Genomic DNA, 20,988 nt, shown 5'->3' on the forward strand with positions numbered 1-20,988 from the left:
GCAAAGCTTATGCGCCTTGTTCTTCCTTTTGTTCAGCAACTGCTTTAGTAACCAACGCAAAGTTGCGAATTGGCGCTTGAAGCACGCTGAGTACCATAGAAAGAAGTCCTTCGCGTGATGGAAGATCTGCAAGAGCTTTAACTTCCTCAACCGATGCGATACGGCCTTCAATTACACCTGCTTTGATCTCAAGAGCATCATTTTCCTTAGCAAAGTTGTTAAGAATTTTAGCTGGAGCTACTACATCGTCATTGCTGAACGCAATCGCTGTAGGACCAACCAAATGCTCGTTAAGCTCAGATAAGCCAGTTTCGTCAGCTGCACGTCGAGCCATTGAGTTTTTGTATACTTTAAACTCGATCCCAGCATCACGAAGTTGTTTACGAAGCTCAGTTACTGCCGCTACAGTCAAACCGCGATAGTCAACAAGAATTGTTGATTTGCTCTCACGCAATTGTCCAGCGATATCAGAAACCAATTGCTTCTTAGTTTCAAGAATACTGCTCATCCTTACACCTCCTGTAGAATAGTCTAGTCATCTTCATACCGTAGCCATAAGAAAAGCCTTCATGTTAGACATGAAGGCGTAGTGTCAGAAATTAAGCAATCAATAATTGATTTATTCTGTGCTACACACCTCGGCAGGATAATTAAGCATTAAGCCCCCGCTGTCTACGGCATGACATAGATATTTATTTACAACATTAACAACTATAACAGTCTAATTAATGTGTGTCAACTATTTTTTAAGAGAAAAGTTAGATGGGTTAACTTTGATTCCAGGTCCCATTGTTGAAGAGATTGCTACGTTACGAACATAAGTCCCTTTCGCAGCAGCTGGTTTCACTTTAAGCAATGTGTCGATGATTGTACCAAGGTTCTCAGCCAACTTGTCGTTGTCGAAAGAAACTTTACCGATCGGCACGTGAATGTTTCCAGCTTTATCTACACGATATTCTACTTTACCAGCTTTAATATCGTTAACCGCTTTTTCAACTTCAAATGTAACTGTACCCGTTTTAGGGTTAGGCATTAAACCTTTTGGCCCTAATACGCGTCCAAGACGGCCAACTTCAGCCATCATGTCCGGTGTTGCTACGATTACATCAAAATCAAACCAACCTTGTTGGATTTTGTTGATGTAGTCAGTATCGCCTACGAAATCTGCTCCAGCAGCTTCTGCTTCTTTCGCTTTTTCGCCTTTAGCAAATACTAGCACACGTTGAGTTTTGCCAGTTCCGTGCGGAAGTACTACAGCGCCACGAACTTGTTGGTCCGCTTTCTTAGGATCTACTCCAAGACGTACTGCTACTTCTACAGACTCATCAAACTTAGCTGTCGCAGTCTTTTTAACAAGCTCGATTGCTTCAGAAGCTTCATAAGATTTTTGGCGGTCTACTAATTTAGCCGCTTCTTGGTATTTCTTTCCTTTTTTAGCCATTGTAAAAATTTCCTCCCTTATGTGGTTTAGCGGATATTCCTCCCACTTAAGCGGTCTCTCGAGATTTTGAGGCCGCCATGCCTTTTTGGGAACGCCGATGATTATCGCGCGTTCCGTCCGGCTTTGGTTCCATTAATAAAGGTTGCGAACCGTTACCGGTAGGATGTCTCCTTTACTCGCAACCCTTTGGAAGCATTAGAATTAGTCTTCGATAACAATTCCCATGCTGCGTGCTGTACCTTCAACCATACGCATTGCAGATTCAACATTTGCAGCGTTTAGGTCAGGCATTTTTGATTCTGCAATTTCGCGAACTTTATCACGTTTTACAGTTGCAACTTTTTTCTTGTTCGGCTCACCTGAACCAGACTCGATTCCAGCAGCTACTTTAAGTAGAACAGCAGCCGGAGGAGTTTTAGTGATGAATGTAAATGAACGGTCTTCAAAAACCGTGATTTCAACCGGAATGATTAAACCAGCTTGATCAGCAGTACGAGCGTTAAACTCTTTACAGAATCCCATGATGTTAACACCAGCTTGTCCTAGTGCAGGTCCAACCGGTGGTGCCGGATTTGCTTTGCCAGCAGGGATCTGAAGCTTTACCATTTTAATAACCTTTTTAGCCACGCGACACACCTCCTTAAGTCCGTGATGTGGTATATGGGTATGATATACCCTCCCACTCAAAAATACGCTTCCCCCTTGCTTAGGAGAAAGCAGTTGTTTAGAAATATCAAACATTAAAAAGTCTATCACTTTTTAAGTTGGATTTCAAGTGTTTTTGAAATTACTTCAAAAATTAAAGCTTGACGACCTGGTTGAAATCTAATTCAACCGGGGTTTCGCGGCCAAACATATTCACGTGAACTTTGAGTTTTCGTTTTGTCGGATCGATTTCTTCGATGGTACCGACAAAGTCAGCAAACGGTCCTTCTTTAACTTTGACCGCTTCCTTCAGCTCATAATCCACTTCGATGCGAGGCTCTTCCATGCCCATGCCTTTAAGAATGTGTTCAACCTCTTCAGGCAAGAGCGGAGTCGGTTTTGAACCCGCTCCTGCAGATCCGACGAATCCTGTAACACCCGGCGTATTTCGAACCACATACCATGAATCATCCGTCATGACCATTTCAGTCAAAACATATCCAGGAAACACCTTTTTCATAGCGGTTTTTGTTTTGCCGTTCTTGATTTCTGTTTCTTCTTCAACAGGAACCAGTACACGGAAGATCTTGTCCGACATTCCCATTGATTCCACGCGCTTTTCCAGGTTCGTTTTCACTTTGTTTTCATACCCTGAATAAGTATGAACGACATACCAGTTTTTTTCCATATTCATCGGGACAACCCGTGTCCTTTCCCTCCTAAGCGGATATACTCTAGCATTGTATCCAGTTATGTTTCTATATAATCAAACTAGTCTAAAATGAGTTCAATAAGCTTCGAAATACCAAGATCAACTGCCCAGAAAAAGATTGCCATCAAAACCACTGTTACGACCGTTATAGTTGTATAGCGGATCAGCTCATCACGTTTCGGCCAGCTTACCTTTTTCATTTCCTTCTTAACATCGGATAAAAACTTTGCAGGTGATTTCCTTGTTTTTTCAGCAATGTCAGCCATCATGTTACCCCCATTACCTGATTGATATATGAGTAAGAAAAGCGGAAGCGATCTGGGTGGGCGCTGCAGCTAGACATAGCCCTGCCGAATTCCTCACAGTCTTACCTTTCTTACTTTGAAAACAGCCGGCTAGCCAGCCTTTTATTTCGTTTCTTTGTGGGTAGTGTGCGAATTGCAATGACTGCAAAACTTTTTAACCTCGATACGTTCAGGATTTTCTGCCTGGTTTTTCATGGTGGTATAATTTCGGCTGTTGCATTGACCGCAGGCTAAAATAACTTTTTTTCGCATAATAACACCTTCCATGCTGTTAAGACCCACTCATCCACAATATCTATACTACTTTTACCACATTATCACAGCCCAAAAGGCTTGTCAATGAAGGTCGGAACGGCTCATGAGAGAAGATCGTGCCCTTTCGCGTTCCGGAAAACTTTATTGAAATAAAAAAAGAAAAGCAGGGGGATCCCTGCTTATAACGTTATTTCTCTTAACTCAAGATATCGTTCGAGCTTCCTCTTCACCCGCTGCAATGCATTGTCGATCGATTTCACATGCCTGTCCAGATCGATCGAAATTTCCTGATACGACCTTCCGTCCAGGTAGAGCATCAGCACTTTCCGCTCGAGGTCACTCAATATCTCTCCCATTTTCAGTTCAATATCATCAAACTCTTCCTGGTTAATGATCAACTCTTCCGGATCCGTAACCTTCGTCCCGCAAATTACATCCATCAGCGTCCTGTCCGATTCTTCATCATAGATCGGCTTGTCCAATGATACATAGGAATTGAGCGGAATATGTTTCTGCCTTGTGGCTGTCTTAATAGCCGTTATCATTTGCCGCGTGATGCACAGTTCGGCAAAAGCCTTAAAGGATGAAAGCTTGTCCTCTTTATAATCCCTGATTGCCTTATAAAGGCCAATCATGCCTTCCTGGATAATATCCTCCCGGTCAGCTCCGATTAAAAAGTAGGATCTAGCTTTTGCGCGCACGAAATTTTTATACTTGTTAATTAAAAATTCCAGTGCAGCACTGTCTCCTTCATGGACATGTTCAACCAGACTTTCATCTTCAATCTGTTCATAATCCAGAACCGTCATTTCTTTGAGGTAAATGCTCACGACAATCCCCCCGTCAGAGCCTGAATGCAAGGCAAAATATAACAATATTATACAGCATGTCATGAAAAAGCGTCAAGATTGTTTATTTTTGACCTCTTCGCCATTTTTCGAATATTTCAGCTACTTCCTCGGACAGGGAGATGCTGGAAAAGTTTCGTTCTCTCGCTTTCTTGACTTTCCGCTCAATTCTTTTCTCTATATCGTCCATTTCGACCTTTAGCTCTCGGGATGACTTTCTTAAAGCGCCTTTGGCAAAAACAACCCATTGCTCCGTATAATCGGAGGTTGCTACAAAGATGCGTGTATTCACATTTTTGTACTCTGAAGCCAGCCTCTCGATTCTTTCATCGGCCGTTTCGTTTTCCCTTGTGAAAATCACTTCAACCTTGTAATTCTTTGCTTTCTTCTCCATTCCAGCTACCATATGGGCATCGAATACAATGATGACCCGGCAGCCTGTAAAGGCCTGATACTCTGCCATTTTTTCAATCAGTATATCGCGTGCTTTTGCAAAGTCCGTATCCTTTAATGACCGGAGTTCAGGCCAGGCGCCTATGACATTATAGCCATCAACGAGTAAAATACTATCCATTAGATGACAGCGGATGGCGTTTGCGGTAAACCTCATACAATAAAAGGCCGGCTGCGACTGAAGCATTGAGAGAAGTAACTTTCCCTTCCATCGGCAGCCGTACAAGAAAGTCACACGTATCTTTAACCAGCCTGCCCATGCCCTTGCCTTCACTTCCGATGACAAGTCCGATTGGCATATCAAGTCCGGCTTCCCTGTAATCTTCCTTTCCTTTCATATCGGCTCCTACAAACCAAATGCCGCGCTCCCTAAGCTCTTTCATTGTTTGTACGATGTTGGTCACACGCACGACCGGAATATATTCGATCGCTCCAGTTGAGGCTTTTGCTACAGCGGCCGTCAATCCGACCGCCCTCCGCTTAGGGATGATAATTCCGTGGGCGCCTGCTGCGTCTGCCGTACGCATAATGGATCCGAGGTTGTGGGGATCTTCAATCTCATCAAGGATGATGAAGAAAGGCTCTTCACCTTTTTCCTCTGCTTTTTTAAATAAATCATCGATCTCTGAATATTCGTATGCGGCAACTGCAGCGATCACTCCTTGGTGATTGCCCCCGTCACTCAGCAGATCGAGTTTGCGCTTCGGAACAAACTGCACGAGGACATTGTTCTCCTTCGCCATATGAATGACCTGGCTGACCGGCCCTTTCTGTGAGCCTTCACCTACAAATATTTTGTTTATGTCTCTTCCCGCACGCAATACCTCAAGTACAGGGTTTCTGCCAATAATAAATTCTTCGCTCATTTTTTTCCTCCCTCTCCCGCCTGTTCGACGAAAGAAACTACTTTTTCAAAAATGGTCTGTAACCGCTCTTCATTCCCAAGCAGATGATGATAGCCAATAATCGCTTCAAAGCCTGTCCCATACCTGTACGTTTGTACATCTGTGTTTTTGGGCACGGAACCTTGCTTTGCGTTTCTGCCCCGCATAATGACACTAACTTCCTCTTCGTCAAAAAATTTCTCGTCAAGCAAGCGAAGAACAACAGAAGCCTGGGCCTTGGCTGAAACATATTTGGTTGCCAGGGTATGAAGCCGGTTCGGTTTCACCTGGCCGGTATGGATGAGGTGATGCCGTACAAATGTTTCAAGTACAGCATCTCCCATGTAAGCCAGCGTCATCCCGTTCAGTTGTTTTATATCCGAACTCGAAATCTGTCTGCTCATTTATTGCCTCTTCCAGCGGACACCCTGCGGAGTATCCTCCAGGATGATGTTCATATCCTTCAGCTGGTCACGAATTTCATCTGCTCTCGCAAAATTACGGTCTTTTCTTGATTTGTTGCGTTCTTCGATCAGTGCTTCAATTTCTTCATCAAGCAGTTCTTTTTCTGCTGACAGGGCCAAACCAAGTACCCCGGTAAGCTCTTCAAAGAGGGTGATAAAATCAGACAGCACACTTTTGGATGTGTTTTCAGACTGCAGGTAAACGTTAGCTTCCCTAGCCGCGTCAAACAAGACAGCAATTCCGTTGGCTGTATTAAAATCATCATCCATCTCAGAAATGAAGTCCTTTTTAAACTGCGAAACTTTCGCTTCCCAAACTGCTGTATCTTCCGCCAGGTCAGCACTGACTTCCTGTCTGTGTTTCAAGTTCTCGTATGCTGTACGGATTCGACTCAAACTGGCATGTGCGCTTTGAAGCAGTTCATCACTGAAATTGATCGGATTTCGGTAGTGAACCGCCATCATGAAAAAGCGGATGACTTGAGGATCATATTCTTTGATCATGTCATGGACGAGAACAAAATTCCCAAGCGATTTGGACATTTTTTCGTTATTGATATTAATATAGCCGTTATGCATCCAATACTTGGCCATCGGTGCTTCGTTCAGGGCTTCAGACTGAGCAATCTCATTTTCGTGATGCGGAAAGGTAAGATCCTGGCCGCCGCCATGAATATCAATGGAATCACCAAGGTATTTTTTAGCCATGGCCGAGCACTCGATATGCCATCCCGGACGTCCATTGCCCCAAGGGCTTTCCCAGAAGATCTCCCCTTCTTTCGCCGCTTTCCACAATGCGAAATCCAACGGATCCTTCTTAATTTCACCCACTTCGATACGTGCACCCGAACGAAGGTCATCGATCGACTGATGAGAAAGCTTGCCATATCCTTCAAACGAGCGGGTTTTAAAATAAACATCGCCTTTTGCTTCATATGCATAACCTTTTTCAATCAGCTTGCTGATAAAATCAATGATTTCAGGCATCGTTTCGGTCACCCGCGGATGGTGGTCCGCTTTTTGTACACCCAACGCGCAAACATCTTCATGATAGGATTGGATAAAACGCTCTGCGACTGCCGGCACACCAGTACCAAGCTCTTTTGCCGCCTTAATGAGTTTGTCATCCACATCCGTAAAGTTGGAAATAAAGTTTACATCATAGCCCCGATATTCGAGATAGCGTCTTACGATATCAAAGACGATGGCCGGACGCGCGTTGCCAATATGAATATAATTGTAGACGGTTGGTCCGCATACATACATCTTTACTTTCCCTTCTTCGAGAGGTTTGAATACCTCTTTTTGACGCGTCAACGTATTATAAATAACTAAACTCATCGTACTTCACTTCCCTTTCGTAAACGTTCAATCTCTTCCTGCAATCGTTCCAGCTCTTGCTGAACCTCTCTGAACTGAGAGGCCACCGGATCAGGCAGGTTACAATGATCCAGTTCTTTGCCAATTTTCATTCCATCCTGGATAACAATCCGACCAGGAATCCCAACAACTGTCGAATTCGGAGGTACATCCCGCAAAACAACAGATCCTGCTCCTACCTTAGAATGTTTCCCAATTGTGATGGATCCCAATACTTTTGCACCTGTCGCAATTAAAGCATGGTCCTCAATGGTCGGGTGGCGTTTCCCTTTTTCTTTACCAGTACCACCAAGTGTTACCCCCTGATACAAGGTAACATCATTACCGATAATACAGGTCTCCCCTATGACCACACCCATACCATGGTCTATAAAAAACCGGTGCCCGATCTGTGCACCCGGATGAATCTCAATTCCTGTAAAAAAGCGGCTGATCTGCGAAACGACGCGGGCCCAAAACAAAAAGTTTCGTTTGAACAACTTATGTGCCAGCCGATGTGCCCATATTGCATGCAGGCCAGAGTAGGTAAGAACCACCTCCAGCTTGCTGCGCGCTGCCGGATCATTCTCAAAGACAGCCTGTATATCCTCCCTCATGCGTTTCCACATTGTAATCCCCCCTTAGTTAGAAAAGCTGAAGCAGGCGTTTAGGGCCGAAAGACGGTGGAACACTTACACAGCAACACGCTTTTTGTGTTGTGGTGGGAGTGTGAAGCGGCCGAGGCCCTGCCTGCTGAAGCTGGATCGAGAAAAGCTGAAGCTCCTGCAGCTGCTGAACCGCTAGTTTACCGTAATCCCCATTCGGCCGGTAAACGTGTGCTTTTCGCCAGTAAATTTTCATTTTAGACAGTAAATGTGCACTTTCGGACAGTAAACCCTTCATTTCCGCCAGTAAACTTATCCATGGCCCTTGCTCTGCCCGCTCCAGCAAAAAAAGCGCCACTGTGCGTATGCACAGAGACGCTTTTTGCGCGGTTCCACTCTGTTTAACAGCAAAAACGGAATATAATGCCGTATTTTTGCTGTTCCCCTTGTACTCCGTAACGTGGAGGGCCGCTTTTATCTACTGTATCGGTTCGATAAAAGGCTCCGAGGTGCATTTCAGTTTCCTTTTCATAAACCGCTCTCAGCCCATGGCGGTTCTCTCTGATAGGAAAATGGCAAACTTACTCTCCTCATCCTTGCTGTCGCTGTAATTAATTTCTTTTAATATATTACATTAGGAGCAAAATGTTAACTAATTTTGCCTGACAAAAAATTATGATAGGCGGGATGCTGTTTTATCCAGGCGTTTCAGGATCTCTTCCTTGCCAAACAATGAGATAGCTTGAGGTAGATCTGGACCATGCGTCTGGCCTGTAGTCGCCACGCGAATCGGCATGAACAGATTTTTCCCTTTTTGCTTCGTTTCCTTTTGTGTCGCTTTAATCGCCGCTTTCACTTCCTCCGCAGAGAAATCCGTGATCGCTTCGACATGGCCTTTAAAGGCAGCGATGACTTCAGGAACCGTTTCGCCTTTCAAAACTTCAAGCGCTTCTTCTTCATATTCAATCTGATCCTTAAAGAAGACATCTGTCTGTTCCACGATCTCAGCGCCATAGCTTAATTTTTCCTGATAGAGGGCGATGAGCTTGGATGCCCACTCGCGGTCTTCCTCAGTCATGTTCTCTTTGAGCCTTCCTGCTTCAATAAGATGCGGAAGGGTAAGTTCCATCACTGTTTCAAGGTCTTGCTTTTTCATGTATTGGTTGTTTACCCAAAGCAGCTTCTGCTTGTCAAAAATAGCGGGTGCTTTTGACAGTCTGGAAGGATCAAAGATTTCAATGAACTCTTCCTTCGTGAAGATCTCTTCTTCTCCAACCGGAGACCAGCCAAGCAAGGTAATGAAGTTGAACAAAGCTTCAGGAATGTATCCCAGCTGTTCGTACTGTTCAATAAACTGGATGATGGACTCATCGCGTTTGCTCAGTTTCTTGCGGTTTTCATTAAAAATGAGCGTCATATGGCCAAACACCGGCGGCTCCCAGCCAAACGCTTCATATACCATAAGCTGTTTCGGTGTATTGGAGATATGATCATCTCCACGCAATACGTGAGAGATCTTCATCAAGTGATCATCTATGGCAACTGCAAAGTTATAAGTCGGAATGCCGTCTTTTTTCACGATGACATAGTCGCCGATCCCGTTGGAATCAAACGAAACATGACCTTTTACCATATCATCAAACGCATACGTATGGTCTGCCGGCACAGCAAAACGAATACTTGGCTTTCTTCCTTCCGCTTCCAGCGCTTTACGCTCATCTTCCGTCAAATGGCGGCATTTGCCTGAATAGTGCGGAGTTTCATTTTTAGCGACCTGTTCCTCACGTGATGCTTCTAGCTCTTCCTCAGTACAGTAGCAAGGATAAGCCAGACCGCGGTCTAACAAGTCCTCATAGTATTTTTTGTAAATATCCAGGCGCTCCATCTGAGTATACGGTCCATACTCCCCGCCTACATCTATGCTTTCATCCCAATCGATGCCCAGCCATTTTAAGTACGTCAGCTGGCTTTCCACTCCGCCCTGGATGTTTCGTTTTTGGTCAGTATCCTCAATACGGATGATAAGCTTGCCGTTATTGTGGCGGGCAAACAAATAGTTAAACAATGCTGTTCTTGCGTTCCCTATATGCAAATGTCCTGTTGGGCTTGGTGCATACCTTACCCTTACTTCGTTTGACATTTCAATTCCACCTCGATATTTTTTTGCTTTTCCCATTGTAACACTTTGTCTATATTTTTGTAATAAGGATGACTGCGTTTGCGGCGATCCCTTCACTGCGGCCTGTAAAACCCAGCTTCTCAGTCGTTGTCGCTTTCACATTAATCTGGTCCGTTTCTGCTCCGAAAATTCCGGCGATTACACTTCGCATCTCTTCAATATATGGAGCCATCTTTGGCTTTTGCGCAATGATTGTGCAATCGACGTTTCCTAGAATAAAGCCTTTGTTCTTTACAAATTCCCACGACTCCTGAAGCAGTTTTTTAGAATCCGCATCTTTAAAAGCCTCATCCGTGTCCGGAAAATGCTTGCCGATATCGCCTTCACCCGCTGCTCCGAGCAACGCGTCGGTTACGGCATGAAGCAGAACATCAGCGTCTGAATGGCCGAGCAGCCCCTTTTCATAAGGAATAGTGATACCTCCGATAATCAGAGGGCGCCCTTCGACGAGCTGGTGTACATCATAGCCTTGTCCCACTCGAATCATGTTTTTCCCTCTCCCTTTGTGCCAAAATGGCATTGGCGAATAGTATGTCATGCACCGTTGTTAATTTAATGTTTAAATAATCTCCCTCGACGATGGATACAGGGTAGTTCATTTTTTCTACGAGGCTGGCATCGTCCGTGCCGAGAAAATCAGCTTCAGCTGCCACCCGGTGAGCGTCCAGTGCGACGGGAAGACGAAAAGCTTGTGGGGTCTGGACAGCCCACAAGCTCGCACGGTCTACCGTTTCACTCACGGTTCCGCCTGTTGCTTTTTTTACCGTATCTTTTAAAGGAACAGCCAAAATGGCCGCTCCTGTTTCATTCGCTTTCAGCACAAGTTCATGAATGTTTTCTCTTTCCACAAAAGGGCGTGCACCATCATGAATCAGTGCCAGGTCCGTGTGCTGCACTGCTTTTAATCCTTCAAAAACACTGTGCTGCCGTTCTGCCCCGCCTTCAACAATCCGGGCAATCTTTTGAAAACGCCCATTTTCAGCCAATTCTTGAAATTGAGCCTGTTCTAACCGATTCACAGCCAGGATGATTTCCCGGCACCACGGATCTTGCTCAAATACAGAAAGTGTATGAGCAATGAGCGGTCTCCCGTTCAGTTCGATCCATTGTTTGTTCTTTCCTGCATTCATCCTTTTTCCCTGGCCTGCAGCAGGAATGACTACGCTATATTCCAACAACCTTCTCCACCACACTATACCGCGTACAGAGAAATCCATGGCTCTCTTGTAAGCTCGTTAATTATAAAGCTTTCTCCAGAAGTTTCGGCTTGGCAAAAATCATCCGTCCCGCAGAAGTCTGCAGTACACTCGTCACGAGGACATCGATGGTCTTACCGATATAGTTTCGGCCTTCTTCCACCACGATCATCGTTCCGTCATCAAGATAGCCAACACCCTGGTTATGCTCCTTGCCGTCTTTTATCACCTGCACGATCAATTCTTCACCAGGCAATACGACCGGTTTAACCGCGTTGGCAAGGTCATTTATGTTCAATACTAACACATTTTGAAGCTCGCATACTTTGTTTAAATTAAAATCATTCGTTACAACGATACCGGACAGAAGCTGGGCGAGTTTCACCAATTTGCTGTCCACTTCGCTCACTTCTTCAAAGTCGCCTTCGTAGATCTCCACTTTGATGGAGAGTTCCTTTTGGATGCGGTTGAGAATATCAAGTCCGCGCCTTCCTCTGTTCCGTTTCAATACATCGGACGAGTCGGCAATATGCTGAAGTTCTTCCAGCACAAAGCGAGGAATAATGAGCGGGCCTTCAAGGAAACCGGTCTGGCAGATATCCGCGATTCTTCCGTCAATGATGACGCTCGTATCTAGAATCTTATATTTTCCTTTAAGCTTTTCTTCTTCCGTATCCTTTTTCCGTTCTTTTCCTGAGCGGTTAATGGAGAACAGATTAATCAGCTCATCCCGCTTTTTAAAACCAACCTGGAAACCGAGGTAGCCTAATAACAACGTTAGAAATATGGGCAGAACCGAACTGAACACCACAATATTGATGTTATTAAGAGGAAGTTGTACAAAAAAAGCAACTATAAGTCCGAATATAAGTCCCATCGTTCCAAAAAGAACATCAGTGACCGGAGCTTTTACGACGGTTTCTTCCACCCACCGGATCAGCCCAACAATATAATCAGTCACCCAAAACGTAGATAAAAAGAATATAAGTGCCCCTAAGACGGCGCCCGCATAAGATGAAGTCAATTCTGACGGCAGATCACCCAAATTGAGAATACGGATAATGTCAGGGACATAGATAAAACCAAGCATGCCACCAACAACAACAAAAAACAGCTGTACAAATCTTTTAAGCATGCATTTCACCTCCCTTAACCATTATTTACAGATTGTCTGTTTTGAAACGTGCTCTTTTGATAATTTCCATAAAAATTACCCATTTATATATGCCTGTCTACAAAAAGCTGCTCCTGAATCCGTTTCAGGCCTTCTTTAATTTTCTTGGCACGGATTTCTCCGATGCCCTCTACTTCATCCAGCTCTTTGATAGAAGCTCGCAAAATACTCGGAAGACTGTCGAATGTTCCGATTAAATTTTCCACAATGAGCGTCGGCAGCCTTGGAATCTTTGAAAGGATGCGGTAGCCACGCGGATGAACGGTTTCATCCTGCACATTGGAAGAAGGGGAGTGTCCCAGCAGTTTCACAATGACATTTTCATCAAACAGCTCGTCGCTGGAAAGCTTTTTGAGCTGACGGAGAATGTGTGCCGGGTCATGTTTTCTGTCTTTTACATAATCTTTGATTAAAAGAACTGCCTCATCTTCTATGTTAGATACAAGTTCTTCCATCTGCATCCGTATTAATCTTCCCTCTACACCCAATTCATTAACATATTTTATGATTTCGCTCTTTATTCTTAGAACCATTTCAATACGGTGGATGACCTGGGAGACCTCCTGAAATGTCACAAGCTCCTCAAATTCAAGAGCACCAAGGTTTGTTACGCTCTGGTCGAACACAACCTTGTATTTTTCGAGGGTCTGGATGGCCTGGTTTGCTTTTGTTAAAATGACACCGATGTCTTTCAATGAATAGCGGATCACACCTTGATAGAGTGTGATGACATTACGTCTCTGAGATATCGATATAACAAGATTTCCGGTCTGCCGGGCTACACGCTCAGCAGTCCTGTGCCGGATTCCGGTTTCGGTAGACGGAATAGACGTGTCAGGCACCAATTGCGTATTGGCATATAGGATGCGAGAGGCATCTTCACTCAGGATGATGGCTCCATCCATCTTAGCGAGCTCATAAAGAGATGCCGGGGAATATTTACAGTTGATGGAGAATCCTCCGTCAACAAGCTGTGTAACTTTATCATTATAGCCGACAACAATGAGGCCGCCAGTATTGGCGCGGAGTACATTGTCTATACCCTCTCTGAGGGGTGTTCCTGGCGCAACGAGCTGGAGCATGTTGCTGATGATCGCTTCTCTTAGTATATGATCCATACCTTATCCTCCCAAAGTATAGTGCAATGCCTCTTCAACAGTAGACACACCAATCACTTCAATTCCTTTAGGGATTGTCCATCCCCCGAGGTTTTTATCCGGGATAATCGCCCGCTCGAAACCAAGTTTCGCAGCTTCATGAATCCGCTGGTCGATTCTTGAAACCCGGCGCACTTCTCCTGTCAGGCCGACTTCCCCGATCATAACATCTGTCGGCCGGGTAGGAGCATCCCGAAAGCTCGATGCTATGCTTACGGCAACGGCCAGATCAACAGCTGGTTCATCCAGACGCACACCGCCGGCGACGTTTAAATAGGCATCCTGATTCTGAAGCAGGAGGCCCACCCTTTTTTCAAGGACCGCCATAAGCAATGAGACTCGGTTATGATCGATGCCTGTTGCCATCCTTCTCGGATTTCCAAAACTTGTAGGAGATACTAATGCCTGTATTTCTACAAGCATGGGCCTTGTTCCTTCCAAAGAAGCAACAACAGTCGATCCGGCTACTCCTTTTGAACGCTCCTCAAGAAAAATTTCAGAAGGATTGAGGACTTCTGACAGCCCAAGCTCCTTCATCTCAAACACGCCGATCTCATTGGTTGATCCAAAGCGGTTTTTGACTGCACGCAAGATTCGGTACGTGTGATGCCTCTCACCTTCAAAGTAAAGCACCGCATCCACCATATGCTCAAGCATTCTCGGTCCGGCAATCGCACCTTCCTTCGTTACGTGTCCGACGATAAAAATAGCAATCCCTTTCGTCTTGGCAATCCTCATAAAATGGGACGTGCACTCCCGGACCTGAGAGACACTTCCCGGGGCACTTGTGACCTCCGGACGGTAGACCGTCTGTATGGAGTCGATAATGACGATCGACGGATTGATTTCTGTTACGGCTTTTTCAATAAGATCAAGGTCAGTTTCAGCCAGGACAAAAAGATCTCCCGCCGATATATTTAGCCGATCAGACCGGAGTTTCGTCTGTTTTACTGATTCTTCACCTGAAATATAAAGCACTTTTTGCCCGTGCTGGGCCAGTTTTGCCGAGGTTTGCAGCAGAAGGGTGGACTTCCCGATTCCAGGATCTCCTCCAACGAGCACCAATGAACCAGGAACAATCCCTCCGCCGAGCACCCGGTTCAGCTCAATCGTATGAGTGTTGATGCGCGGCTCCTGTTCACTTTTTATATCAACTATGGATTGGGGCTTTTGCTGGGTGCCTGAAGCCGAAGAAGTTGTCAGGCCTCTTGTCTGGGTATCACGCTTGATGACTTCTTCCACCATTGTGTTCCATTTGTTGCATCCCGGGCATTTTCCCATCCATTTCGGTGATTCATACCCACATTCCTGGCACATAAAAACAGACTTGTTTTTGGCCATCCATTTCTCCTCTATTTCCAGACTGCTATGGAGCAGCTGGACCATTCTCTCTTTTTTTAATCTTGCTGTCTTTATCTTATCAAAAAAGCAGGCTCTCTTTCCAATGGGGGCATTTGGAATTTAGATAAAATACAGAAAATGATTCGACAAAAACCCGGAAGACGTGACTGCCTCCCGGGTTTTTGTATTTATTTCTATACAATTGGACAAATCCCATCATTTACGATGTAGCACCGACGGTCTCAACAACAAAGTCATTATTATCCACATCAATTTTGACGGTGTTTCCTTTGCTGATGTTTCCTCTTAGCAGTTCTTCTGACAGGCGATCCTCGATCTTACGCTGAAGGGCTCTGCGCAATGGACGCGCTCCGTACTCCGGATCATAGCCTTCATCGGTGATCTTATCGAGTGCCGCTTCAGTGATTTCGATCTCGATGCCCTGATTTTTCAAACGTTTGGTAAGTGAATCGGCCATAAGTGTAACGATCTGTTTGAGATGTGTCTTTTCAAGGGCATGGAAGACAATAATCTCATCAATACGGTTTAAAAACTCTGGACGGAAGGCTTTTTTCAGCTCAGCCATCACTTTCGTTTTCATGTCATTATACTGCTGATCTTCCGTGTGAACCGTAAAACCTAGAGAGCTGTTGCGCTTGAGCGTGCTGGCTCCAACGTTGGATGTCATGATGACGACGGTGTTGCGGAAGTCTACTGTACGCCCTTTAGAATCTGTCAGGCGTCCGTCTTCAAGCACTTGAAGCAGAATGTTGAACACTTCAGGATGCGCTTTTTCGATCTCGTCAAGCAGGATAACAGAGTATGGCTTGCGTCGTACTTTCTCTGTCAGCTGTCCGCCTTCCTCGTGTCCTACATAGCCTGGAGGTGAACCAACGAGTCGTGAAGTCGTATGTTTCTCCATGTACTCAGACATATCAATGCGGATGATCGCATCCTCTTCACCGAACAGGGATTCGGCTACCGCACGGGCCAGCTCGGTTTTACCTACTCCAGTAGGTCCCAAGAAGATGAACGAACCGATCGGACGCTTCGGATCTTTCAAGCCGGCACGGGCTCTGCGAATCGCTTTTGAGATGGACTGAACCGCTTCATTTTGCCCTATGACACGGTTATGAAGAATCTCTTCCAGCTTCAACAGGCGTTCCGTTTCTTCTTCAGCCAGTTTGGAGACTGGAACGCCGGTCCAGCTGGAGACGACCTGCGCGATATCCTCTGGTGTTACCTCTGTATTCTCCTGACCTTGCTTTTCTTTCCATACGTTCTTCGTTTTCTCAAGTTCCTCGCGAAGACGCTGCTCAGTATCTCTTAAGGAAGCTGCTTTTTCAAACTCCTGGCTTTGAACAGCAGCATCTTTCTCCTTGCGAACTTCTTCAAGCTTCAGTTCAAGCTCTTTGAGGTTTGGCGGTGCAGTATAGGAACGCAGTCTCACTTTGGAAGCTGCCTCGTCGATCAGGTCAATCGCTTTATCCGGTAGGAAGCGATCGGAAATGTAACGATCAGACAGCGTTACGGCTGCTTCGATGGCATCATCTGTAATGGTGACACGGTGATGCGCTTCATAACGGTCGCGGAGACCTTGCAAAATCTGTGTACTTTCATCTTTTGTCGGCTCATTTACTGTGATTGGCTGGAAGCGGCGTTCAAGCGCTGCATCCTTTTCAATATATTTTCGGTACTCATCCAGTGTGGTCGCTCCGATACATTGAAGCTCACCGCGGGCAAGGGCCGGTTTAAGAATATTCGATGCATCGATGGCGCCTTCTGCTCCGCCTGCTCCAATCAATGTGTGCAGCTCATCGATAAATAGAATGATGTTCCCCGCCTGGCGGATCTCATCCATGACTTTCTTGAGACGGTCTTCAAATTCACCGCGATACTTGGTACCGGCAACGACCGTTCCCATATCGAGTGTCATGACCCTTTTATCACGAAGCGTTTCCGGAACTTCATTATTGATAATCTGCTGAGCAAGACCTTCTGCAATCGCCGTTTTACCAACACCCGGCTCACCGATGAGGACTGGGTTGTTCTTCGTTCTGCGGCTCAGTACCTCAATGACCCTTTGAATCTCTTTAGAACGGCCGATGACTGGATCAAGGCTTCCATCCTTCGCAATCGCCGTCAGATCTCTTGCAAGGCTGTCAAGTGTCGGTGTGTTCGCGTTCGTAGAAGAACCCCGGTGATTGGATGATGCCTCATTGCTTCCAAGAAGCTGAAGCACCTGCTGGCGAGCCTTATTCAAGCTCACTCCGAGATTATTCAGTACACGGGCTGCCACTCCTTCACCCTCACGGATCAGTCCTAGCAGGATGTGCTCCGTGCCCACGTAAGAATGTCCCAGTTTACGGGCTTCATCCATGGATAGTTCAATAACCTTTTTTGCTCTTGGAGTGTAATGGATGGTTTGCACGGATTCCTGGCCGCGTCCAATTAAGGTTTCTACTTCTTTTTGGATCTTTTCAGGTCCAAGACCAAGAACGTGAAGCGCCTTAGCGGCAATTCCTTCACCCTCACGGATCAAGCCAAGCAGAATGTGCTCGGTGCCAACATTATTATGGCCTAAACGGATTGCTTCTTCCTGTGCCAGCGCAAGTACCTTTTGAGCTCGTTCTGTAAATCGACCAAACATCATAATCATTCACACTCCCATTCAAATTTTAAGCTTCTTCAAGTTTGATTCTTTCCCTTATTAGCGTTGCCCTACGGATATCACGCTCATCAGGATTCAACATTTCATTGGCATATTGCTGCAAAAAGCCCGGTTGTGTAAGTATCATTAATTCATTTAATATGGATCGGGAAATTCCTTCAACAATTCCAAGGTCTATTCCCAGCCTGACGTCGGATAGGCACTGTGCAGCTTCCTTCGATTGGATGATCCGGCTGTTCGCCAGAACTCCATACGACCTGAAGATCCGGTCTTCAAGCTGGATTTTCAAACCGTCCTGCAGAGTTTTTCTTGCTGTTCTCTCTTGCTGAATAAGCTGAAGGACGACACCCCGCAAATCCTCCACAATATCTTCTTCTGATTTTCCAAGGGTTATCTGGTTGGAGATTTGAAAAACATTGCCCTGAGCTTCCGTTCCTTCCCCATATATCCCACGGACTACGAGACCCAGCTGGTTGATTGCCGGTATAATACGGCTGATTTGTTTCGTTAAGACCAAAGCTGGCAGATGCATCATAACAGAAGCACGCAATCCTGTTCCAACATTCGTCGGGCAGCTGGTCAGGTAGCCTCGTTCCTCATCAAACGCATAATCCACCTTTTGTTCGATCCAGTCATCCAATTCAGCTGCGAGGGTTAAAGCCTCATTCAGCTGGAAACCCGAAAAAAGGCACTGGATCCGGAGATGGTCTTCTTCATTGACCATGATGCTCACAGACTCATCATGATTAAGCATCACTGCACCAAACTTTGATTGTTCTGCAAGATGAGGGCTGATTAAGTGCTTCTCTACCAATACCCTTTTTGCGAGAGGTTTTAGCTGATCGAGATGAAGAATTTCAAACTCTCCGAAATTCCCGCAGCTATTTTCCTTACAAGCCCCCGCTAATGTCTGAATAACAGCCTCTGATTCCTCCTTGGAAGCCAGATCTGGAAAATTATATTTTTCGAGGTTTCGGGCCAGCCGGATTCTACTGCTTAACACAATATCTGAATCAGGTCCTTCTTTTTTCATCCAGGGACTGATAGCTTCACTTATAAAATGTTCAAGTGACATGCTCTATTCCCCCTTTTCCCGGTGCTTTTGCTTTTCCAAAAGCCGAATTTGATCACGGGTCTCTGCCGCTTTCTCAAATTCCTCATTTAAAATATACTGCTGCATAGCTTGCTTTAATTTTTCCAATTCGCGTTTTTCTTGAAGCCCGCTGCCAATCCGTTTCGGAATTTTCCCGGCATGTCTTGTATTCCCGCCATGCACCCTCTTTAAAATAGGGTCCAGCTTCGAATCAAAAACTTCGTAGCAATGGCTGCAGCCAAATCTGCCGGATTTGGCAAACTGATTGTAGGTCATGCCGCACTGAGGGCAAGCCTGGACCGACTGTTGAGAAAGTCCTGGAGAAGCCGTTCCCGAAATGGAAGGATCTCCATAAAGCAATCCAGAGAGCAGCTGATGAATAGAGAAAGTATTCGACCCCGGAAGGAATTCTCCTTTTTCTTTTGCACAATGCTCACAAATATGGAATTCTGTTTTCTTGCCGTTTACAATCTTCGTAAAATGTAAAGTGGCAGGCCGCTCATGGCATTCCTGGCAGAACATTTTTTTCCCCTCCCTATTAATAAATGTGATACATCGTTATCTGGTTCTAAATTTTAATGTCCGAATCATTGCTTTTAATAATTCAGCTCGTAATTGATCACGTTCAGGAAGGTCTAACACGTGTAAAACAGAGCGATCTGTCACGCTTAGCATAATCCTCGCCTCGCGTTCGGATACGATCTGCTCATCAAGCAACCGCAAAATAACATTCTCCGCATTTCCTTGTGAAATACGATCATTGATAAGAAGCAGCAGCTGATCAATAAGGTCGACATAATTCTCTGTTTTGACTTTAATGATTCGAATGTATCCCCCGCCGCCCCGTTTACTCTCTACAACAAAGCCTTTTTCCACCGTAAAACGGGTGTTGATGACATAATTAATTTGGGAAGGGACACACTGGAACTTTTCAGCAATATCCGTACGCTTGATTTCAATGAACGTCTCATTTGATCCCGCGATGACCTGCTTTAAATATGCTTCAATGATGTCTGAGATATTTTTCAACCTGCTCCCCTCCCCTCTGACTTTGACTATCTTTGACTATACAATTATATTATAGACGCTTTTTCAGGGTTTATGCAACTAATGTATACTTTTCGCATGATTGGGGGACGAGCTGTTTCTATCACAGTATTACCCGATATTTTTGGGATTAATCGTAACAATTGAAGACTTTTCAGTGTCGAAAACAGACAACACTTTACAGAGCCTGGGCTCAAGGAAGTTTTAGATTTCAAAAGTTTTGTGCGGTGTTTGAGTTTTGTTGAAAAAGGGACTAATGAGAGGTTTTTTAATTTCCTTTTTTGTACGATTGGAGGGCTGCGGGCGGAATAAGAGTGATCTAGACGGTCTGCCCTTGGGTGATTTGGGAGCATTACTTGCGGGTTTGGTGAGTTTACTTGCGGATTTGGCCCTTTTACGTGCGACTTTGAAGGGTTTACATGCGGGAATGGAGACTTTACGTGCGACTTTCCAGCCTTTACATGCCAAACCCCTCATTGTCATAAAAAAGAACATACAAAAAAGCACTGCTGAAATCAATCCAACAGTGCTTCGTTCATGCCCGGCAACGTCCTACTTATACAGGGGCAAGCCCCCAACTCCCATCGGCGCTGAAGAGCTTAACTTCCGTGTTCGGTATGGGAACGGATGTGACCTCTTCGCTATCGCTCACCACCGAATATCCCTTGCTCCGAGCACGACCCAGGCGGCGATATGCAAACCACCTTATTTGGTTGATCCCTCGATGGTTTTATGAAAAATAGAACAAGTAATTAGTTTGTATAGGCTTTATTTTTTCGTTTTCTCTTTGAAAATCATCTTTTTGTGGCTAATGGATACGGTTTTGAAGGTTCTGCTTTGTTGTCCGGGAGCGTTACTTGCGGATTTGGTGGGTTTACTTGCGGCTTTGGCTCGTTTACTTGCGGTTCGACAGCGTTTACTTGCGATTTCACACTCGTTACTTGCGATTCGACAAGGTTTACTTGCCTATCACGTCATTTTCATAAAAGAACATACAAAAAAGCACTGCTGGAATCAATCCAACAGTGCTTCAATCGTGCCTGGCAACGTCCTACTCTTACAGGGGGAAGCCCCCAACTACCATCGGCGCTGAAGAGCTTAACTTCCGTGTTCGGTATGGGAACGGGTGTGACCTCTTCGCTATCGCCACCAGACATAT

At 45.3% G+C, this 20,988-nt stretch carries 23 protein-coding genes, 2 rRNA genes and 2 other annotated features; all 25 genes read right to left on the bottom strand.

Features of this window, described 5'->3' with window-relative positions:
* Positions 1 to 7: 7 nt before the first annotated feature.
* The 25 genes from rplJ to rrf (M1K46_RS23190) all read right to left on the bottom strand — a co-directional run bounded on the left by rplJ (position 8) and on the right by rrf (M1K46_RS23190) (position 20,983).
* Positions 8 to 508 carry a 50S ribosomal protein L10 gene (rplJ, locus tag M1K46_RS23070; RefSeq protein WP_053356208.1) on the bottom strand — a complete coding sequence of 167 codons (501 nt, stop codon included), beginning with the start codon at positions 506 to 508 and terminating at the stop codon, positions 8 to 10.
* A gap of 40 nt (positions 509 to 548) precedes the next feature.
* Positions 549 to 696 (bottom strand) — a sequence feature (ribosomal protein L10 leader region).
* Positions 697 to 739: 43 nt separating this feature from the next.
* Positions 740 to 1,441, bottom strand: coding sequence for a 50S ribosomal protein L1 (gene rplA / locus M1K46_RS23075; RefSeq protein ID WP_053356209.1), 702 nt, complete (start codon positions 1,439 to 1,441; stop codon positions 740 to 742).
* Positions 1,442 to 1,642: 201 nt separating this feature from the next.
* Positions 1,643 to 2,068: a 50S ribosomal protein L11 gene (gene rplK, locus M1K46_RS23080; RefSeq protein ID WP_053356210.1), complete on the bottom strand. Its 426-nt coding sequence runs from the start codon at positions 2,066 to 2,068 to the stop codon at positions 1,643 to 1,645.
* 172 nt (positions 2,069 to 2,240) lie between these two features.
* Positions 2,241 to 2,774: a transcription termination/antitermination protein NusG gene (gene nusG / locus M1K46_RS23085; protein ID WP_053356211.1), complete on the bottom strand. Its 534-nt coding sequence runs from the start codon at positions 2,772 to 2,774 to the stop codon at positions 2,241 to 2,243.
* An 83-nt stretch (positions 2,775 to 2,857) separates the two neighbouring features.
* Positions 2,858 to 3,064 carry a preprotein translocase subunit SecE gene (secE, locus tag M1K46_RS23090; RefSeq protein WP_053356212.1) on the bottom strand — a complete coding sequence of 69 codons (207 nt, stop codon included), beginning with the start codon at positions 3,062 to 3,064 and terminating at the stop codon, positions 2,858 to 2,860.
* 141 nt (positions 3,065 to 3,205) lie between these two features.
* A complete protein-coding gene (rpmG, locus tag M1K46_RS23095; protein ID WP_256227844.1) occupies positions 3,206 to 3,355 on the bottom strand; it encodes a 50S ribosomal protein L33 in 150 nt (49 codons plus the stop codon).
* A 182-nt stretch (positions 3,356 to 3,537) separates the two neighbouring features.
* Positions 3,538 to 4,188 (bottom strand): RNA polymerase sporulation sigma factor SigH, encoded by a 651-nt coding sequence (gene sigH / locus M1K46_RS23100; RefSeq protein WP_053356214.1) that lies wholly within the window; start codon positions 4,186 to 4,188, stop codon positions 3,538 to 3,540.
* Positions 4,189 to 4,270: 82 nt separating this feature from the next.
* Positions 4,271 to 4,780 (bottom strand): NYN domain-containing protein, encoded by a 510-nt coding sequence (locus M1K46_RS23105; protein WP_256227845.1) that lies wholly within the window; start codon positions 4,778 to 4,780, stop codon positions 4,271 to 4,273.
* The gene (gene rlmB / locus M1K46_RS23110) at positions 4,773 to 5,525 is read right to left on the bottom strand and encodes a 23S rRNA (guanosine(2251)-2'-O)-methyltransferase RlmB (RefSeq protein ID WP_256227846.1); all 753 of its coding nucleotides are present in this window, start codon (positions 5,523 to 5,525) and stop codon (positions 4,773 to 4,775) included. The genes M1K46_RS23105 and rlmB overlap by 8 nt, the downstream gene beginning before the upstream one ends.
* A complete protein-coding gene (locus M1K46_RS23115) occupies positions 5,522 to 5,947 on the bottom strand; it encodes a Mini-ribonuclease 3 (protein ID WP_053356217.1) in 426 nt (141 codons plus the stop codon). The genes rlmB and M1K46_RS23115 overlap by 4 nt, the downstream gene beginning before the upstream one ends.
* A complete protein-coding gene (gene cysS / locus M1K46_RS23120; protein ID WP_256227847.1) occupies positions 5,948 to 7,348 on the bottom strand; it encodes a cysteine--tRNA ligase in 1,401 nt (466 codons plus the stop codon).
* Positions 7,345 to 7,995: a serine O-acetyltransferase EpsC gene (gene epsC / locus M1K46_RS23125; protein WP_256227848.1), complete on the bottom strand. Its 651-nt coding sequence runs from the start codon at positions 7,993 to 7,995 to the stop codon at positions 7,345 to 7,347. The genes cysS and epsC overlap by 4 nt, the downstream gene beginning before the upstream one ends.
* 16 nt (positions 7,996 to 8,011) lie before the next feature.
* The gene (locus M1K46_RS23130) at positions 8,012 to 8,317 is read right to left on the bottom strand and encodes a hypothetical protein (protein ID WP_091010590.1); all 306 of its coding nucleotides are present in this window, start codon (positions 8,315 to 8,317) and stop codon (positions 8,012 to 8,014) included.
* 22 nt (positions 8,318 to 8,339) lie between these two features.
* Positions 8,340 to 8,577, bottom strand: a binding site (T-box leader).
* Between the two features lie 67 nt (positions 8,578 to 8,644).
* Entirely contained in the window at positions 8,645 to 10,111 is a 1,467-nt protein-coding gene (gene gltX / locus M1K46_RS23135; protein WP_256227850.1) for a glutamate--tRNA ligase, read from the bottom strand.
* Between the two features lie 49 nt (positions 10,112 to 10,160).
* The gene (gene ispF / locus M1K46_RS23140; protein ID WP_091010586.1) at positions 10,161 to 10,637 is read right to left on the bottom strand and encodes a 2-C-methyl-D-erythritol 2,4-cyclodiphosphate synthase; all 477 of its coding nucleotides are present in this window, start codon (positions 10,635 to 10,637) and stop codon (positions 10,161 to 10,163) included.
* Entirely contained in the window at positions 10,612 to 11,325 is a 714-nt protein-coding gene (gene ispD, locus M1K46_RS23145) for a 2-C-methyl-D-erythritol 4-phosphate cytidylyltransferase (protein ID WP_256227851.1), read from the bottom strand. Before ispD ends, ispF begins: the two co-directional genes overlap by 26 nt.
* Positions 11,326 to 11,389: 64 nt before the next feature.
* Positions 11,390 to 12,481 carry a PIN/TRAM domain-containing protein gene (locus M1K46_RS23150; protein WP_053356223.1) on the bottom strand — a complete coding sequence of 364 codons (1,092 nt, stop codon included), beginning with the start codon at positions 12,479 to 12,481 and terminating at the stop codon, positions 11,390 to 11,392.
* 83 nt (positions 12,482 to 12,564) lie between these two features.
* A complete protein-coding gene (gene disA / locus M1K46_RS23155; protein WP_053356224.1) occupies positions 12,565 to 13,638 on the bottom strand; it encodes a DNA integrity scanning diadenylate cyclase DisA in 1,074 nt (357 codons plus the stop codon).
* 3 nt (positions 13,639 to 13,641) lie between these two features.
* Positions 13,642 to 15,018 carry a DNA repair protein RadA gene (radA, locus tag M1K46_RS23160; protein ID WP_091010582.1) on the bottom strand — a complete coding sequence of 459 codons (1,377 nt, stop codon included), beginning with the start codon at positions 15,016 to 15,018 and terminating at the stop codon, positions 13,642 to 13,644.
* 220 nt (positions 15,019 to 15,238) lie between these two features.
* Entirely contained in the window at positions 15,239 to 17,671 is a 2,433-nt protein-coding gene (gene clpC / locus M1K46_RS23165; protein ID WP_256227852.1) for an ATP-dependent protease ATP-binding subunit ClpC, read from the bottom strand.
* A 25-nt stretch (positions 17,672 to 17,696) separates the two neighbouring features.
* Positions 17,697 to 18,764 carry a protein arginine kinase gene (locus tag M1K46_RS23170; protein WP_053356227.1) on the bottom strand — a complete coding sequence of 356 codons (1,068 nt, stop codon included), beginning with the start codon at positions 18,762 to 18,764 and terminating at the stop codon, positions 17,697 to 17,699.
* 3 nt (positions 18,765 to 18,767) lie between these two features.
* Positions 18,768 to 19,304: a UvrB/UvrC motif-containing protein gene (locus M1K46_RS23175; RefSeq protein ID WP_091010577.1), complete on the bottom strand. Its 537-nt coding sequence runs from the start codon at positions 19,302 to 19,304 to the stop codon at positions 18,768 to 18,770.
* Positions 19,305 to 19,340: 36 nt separating this feature from the next.
* Entirely contained in the window at positions 19,341 to 19,811 is a 471-nt protein-coding gene (locus M1K46_RS23180; RefSeq protein WP_053356229.1) for a CtsR family transcriptional regulator, read from the bottom strand.
* Between the two features lie 557 nt (positions 19,812 to 20,368).
* Positions 20,369 to 20,488, bottom strand: a 5S ribosomal RNA gene (rrf, locus tag M1K46_RS23185).
* A gap of 379 nt (positions 20,489 to 20,867) precedes the next feature.
* Positions 20,868 to 20,983, bottom strand: a 5S ribosomal RNA gene (rrf, locus tag M1K46_RS23190).
* Positions 20,984 to 20,988 lie beyond the last annotated feature (5 nt).

The sequence above is a fragment of the Fictibacillus sp. WQ 8-8 genome (genome assembly GCF_024494405.1).
GTDB lineage: Bacteria > Bacillota > Bacilli > Bacillales > Fictibacillaceae > Fictibacillus_C > Fictibacillus_C marinisediminis.

What these genes read in the sequence shown, in the direction of transcription:
- rplJ (WP_053356208.1), bottom strand. Translation starts at nt 508, where the DNA reads ATGAGCAGTATTCTTGAAACTAAGAAGCAATTGGTTTCTGATATCGCT.
- rplA (WP_053356209.1), bottom strand. Translation starts at nt 1,441, where the DNA reads ATGGCTAAAAAAGGAAAGAAATACCAAGAAGCGGCTAAATTAGTAGAC.
- nusG (WP_053356211.1), bottom strand. Translation starts at nt 2,774, where the DNA reads ATGGAAAAAAACTGGTATGTCGTTCATACTTATTCAGGGTATGAAAAC.
- secE (WP_053356212.1), bottom strand. Translation starts at nt 3,064, where the DNA reads ATGGCTGACATTGCTGAAAAAACAAGGAAATCACCTGCAAAGTTTTTA.
- rpmG (WP_256227844.1), bottom strand. Translation starts at nt 3,355, where the DNA reads ATGCGAAAAAAAGTTATTTTAGCCTGCGGTCAATGCAACAGCCGAAAT.
- M1K46_RS23105 (WP_256227845.1), bottom strand. Translation starts at nt 4,780, where the DNA reads ATGGATAGTATTTTACTCGTTGATGGCTATAATGTCATAGGCGCCTGG.
- rlmB (WP_256227846.1), bottom strand. Translation starts at nt 5,525, where the DNA reads ATGAGCGAAGAATTTATTATTGGCAGAAACCCTGTACTTGAGGTATTG.
- M1K46_RS23115 (WP_053356217.1), bottom strand. Translation starts at nt 5,947, where the DNA reads ATGAGCAGACAGATTTCGAGTTCGGATATAAAACAACTGAACGGGATG.
- cysS (WP_256227847.1), bottom strand. Translation starts at nt 7,348, where the DNA reads ATGAGTTTAGTTATTTATAATACGTTGACGCGTCAAAAAGAGGTATTC.
- epsC (WP_256227848.1), bottom strand. Translation starts at nt 7,995, where the DNA reads ATGTGGAAACGCATGAGGGAGGATATACAGGCTGTCTTTGAGAATGAT.
- gltX (WP_256227850.1), bottom strand. Translation starts at nt 10,111, where the DNA reads ATGTCAAACGAAGTAAGGGTAAGGTATGCACCAAGCCCAACAGGACAT.
- ispF (WP_091010586.1), bottom strand. Translation starts at nt 10,637, where the DNA reads ATGATTCGAGTGGGACAAGGCTATGATGTACACCAGCTCGTCGAAGGG.
- M1K46_RS23150 (WP_053356223.1), bottom strand. Translation starts at nt 12,481, where the DNA reads ATGCTTAAAAGATTTGTACAGCTGTTTTTTGTTGTTGTTGGTGGCATG.
- disA (WP_053356224.1), bottom strand. Translation starts at nt 13,638, where the DNA reads ATGGATCATATACTAAGAGAAGCGATCATCAGCAACATGCTCCAGCTC.
- radA (WP_091010582.1), bottom strand. Translation starts at nt 15,018, where the DNA reads ATGGCCAAAAACAAGTCTGTTTTTATGTGCCAGGAATGTGGGTATGAA.
- clpC (WP_256227852.1), bottom strand. Translation starts at nt 17,671, where the DNA reads ATGATGTTTGGTCGATTTACAGAACGAGCTCAAAAGGTACTTGCGCTG.
- M1K46_RS23170 (WP_053356227.1), bottom strand. Translation starts at nt 18,764, where the DNA reads ATGTCACTTGAACATTTTATAAGTGAAGCTATCAGTCCCTGGATGAAA.
- M1K46_RS23175 (WP_091010577.1), bottom strand. Translation starts at nt 19,304, where the DNA reads ATGTTCTGCCAGGAATGCCATGAGCGGCCTGCCACTTTACATTTTACG.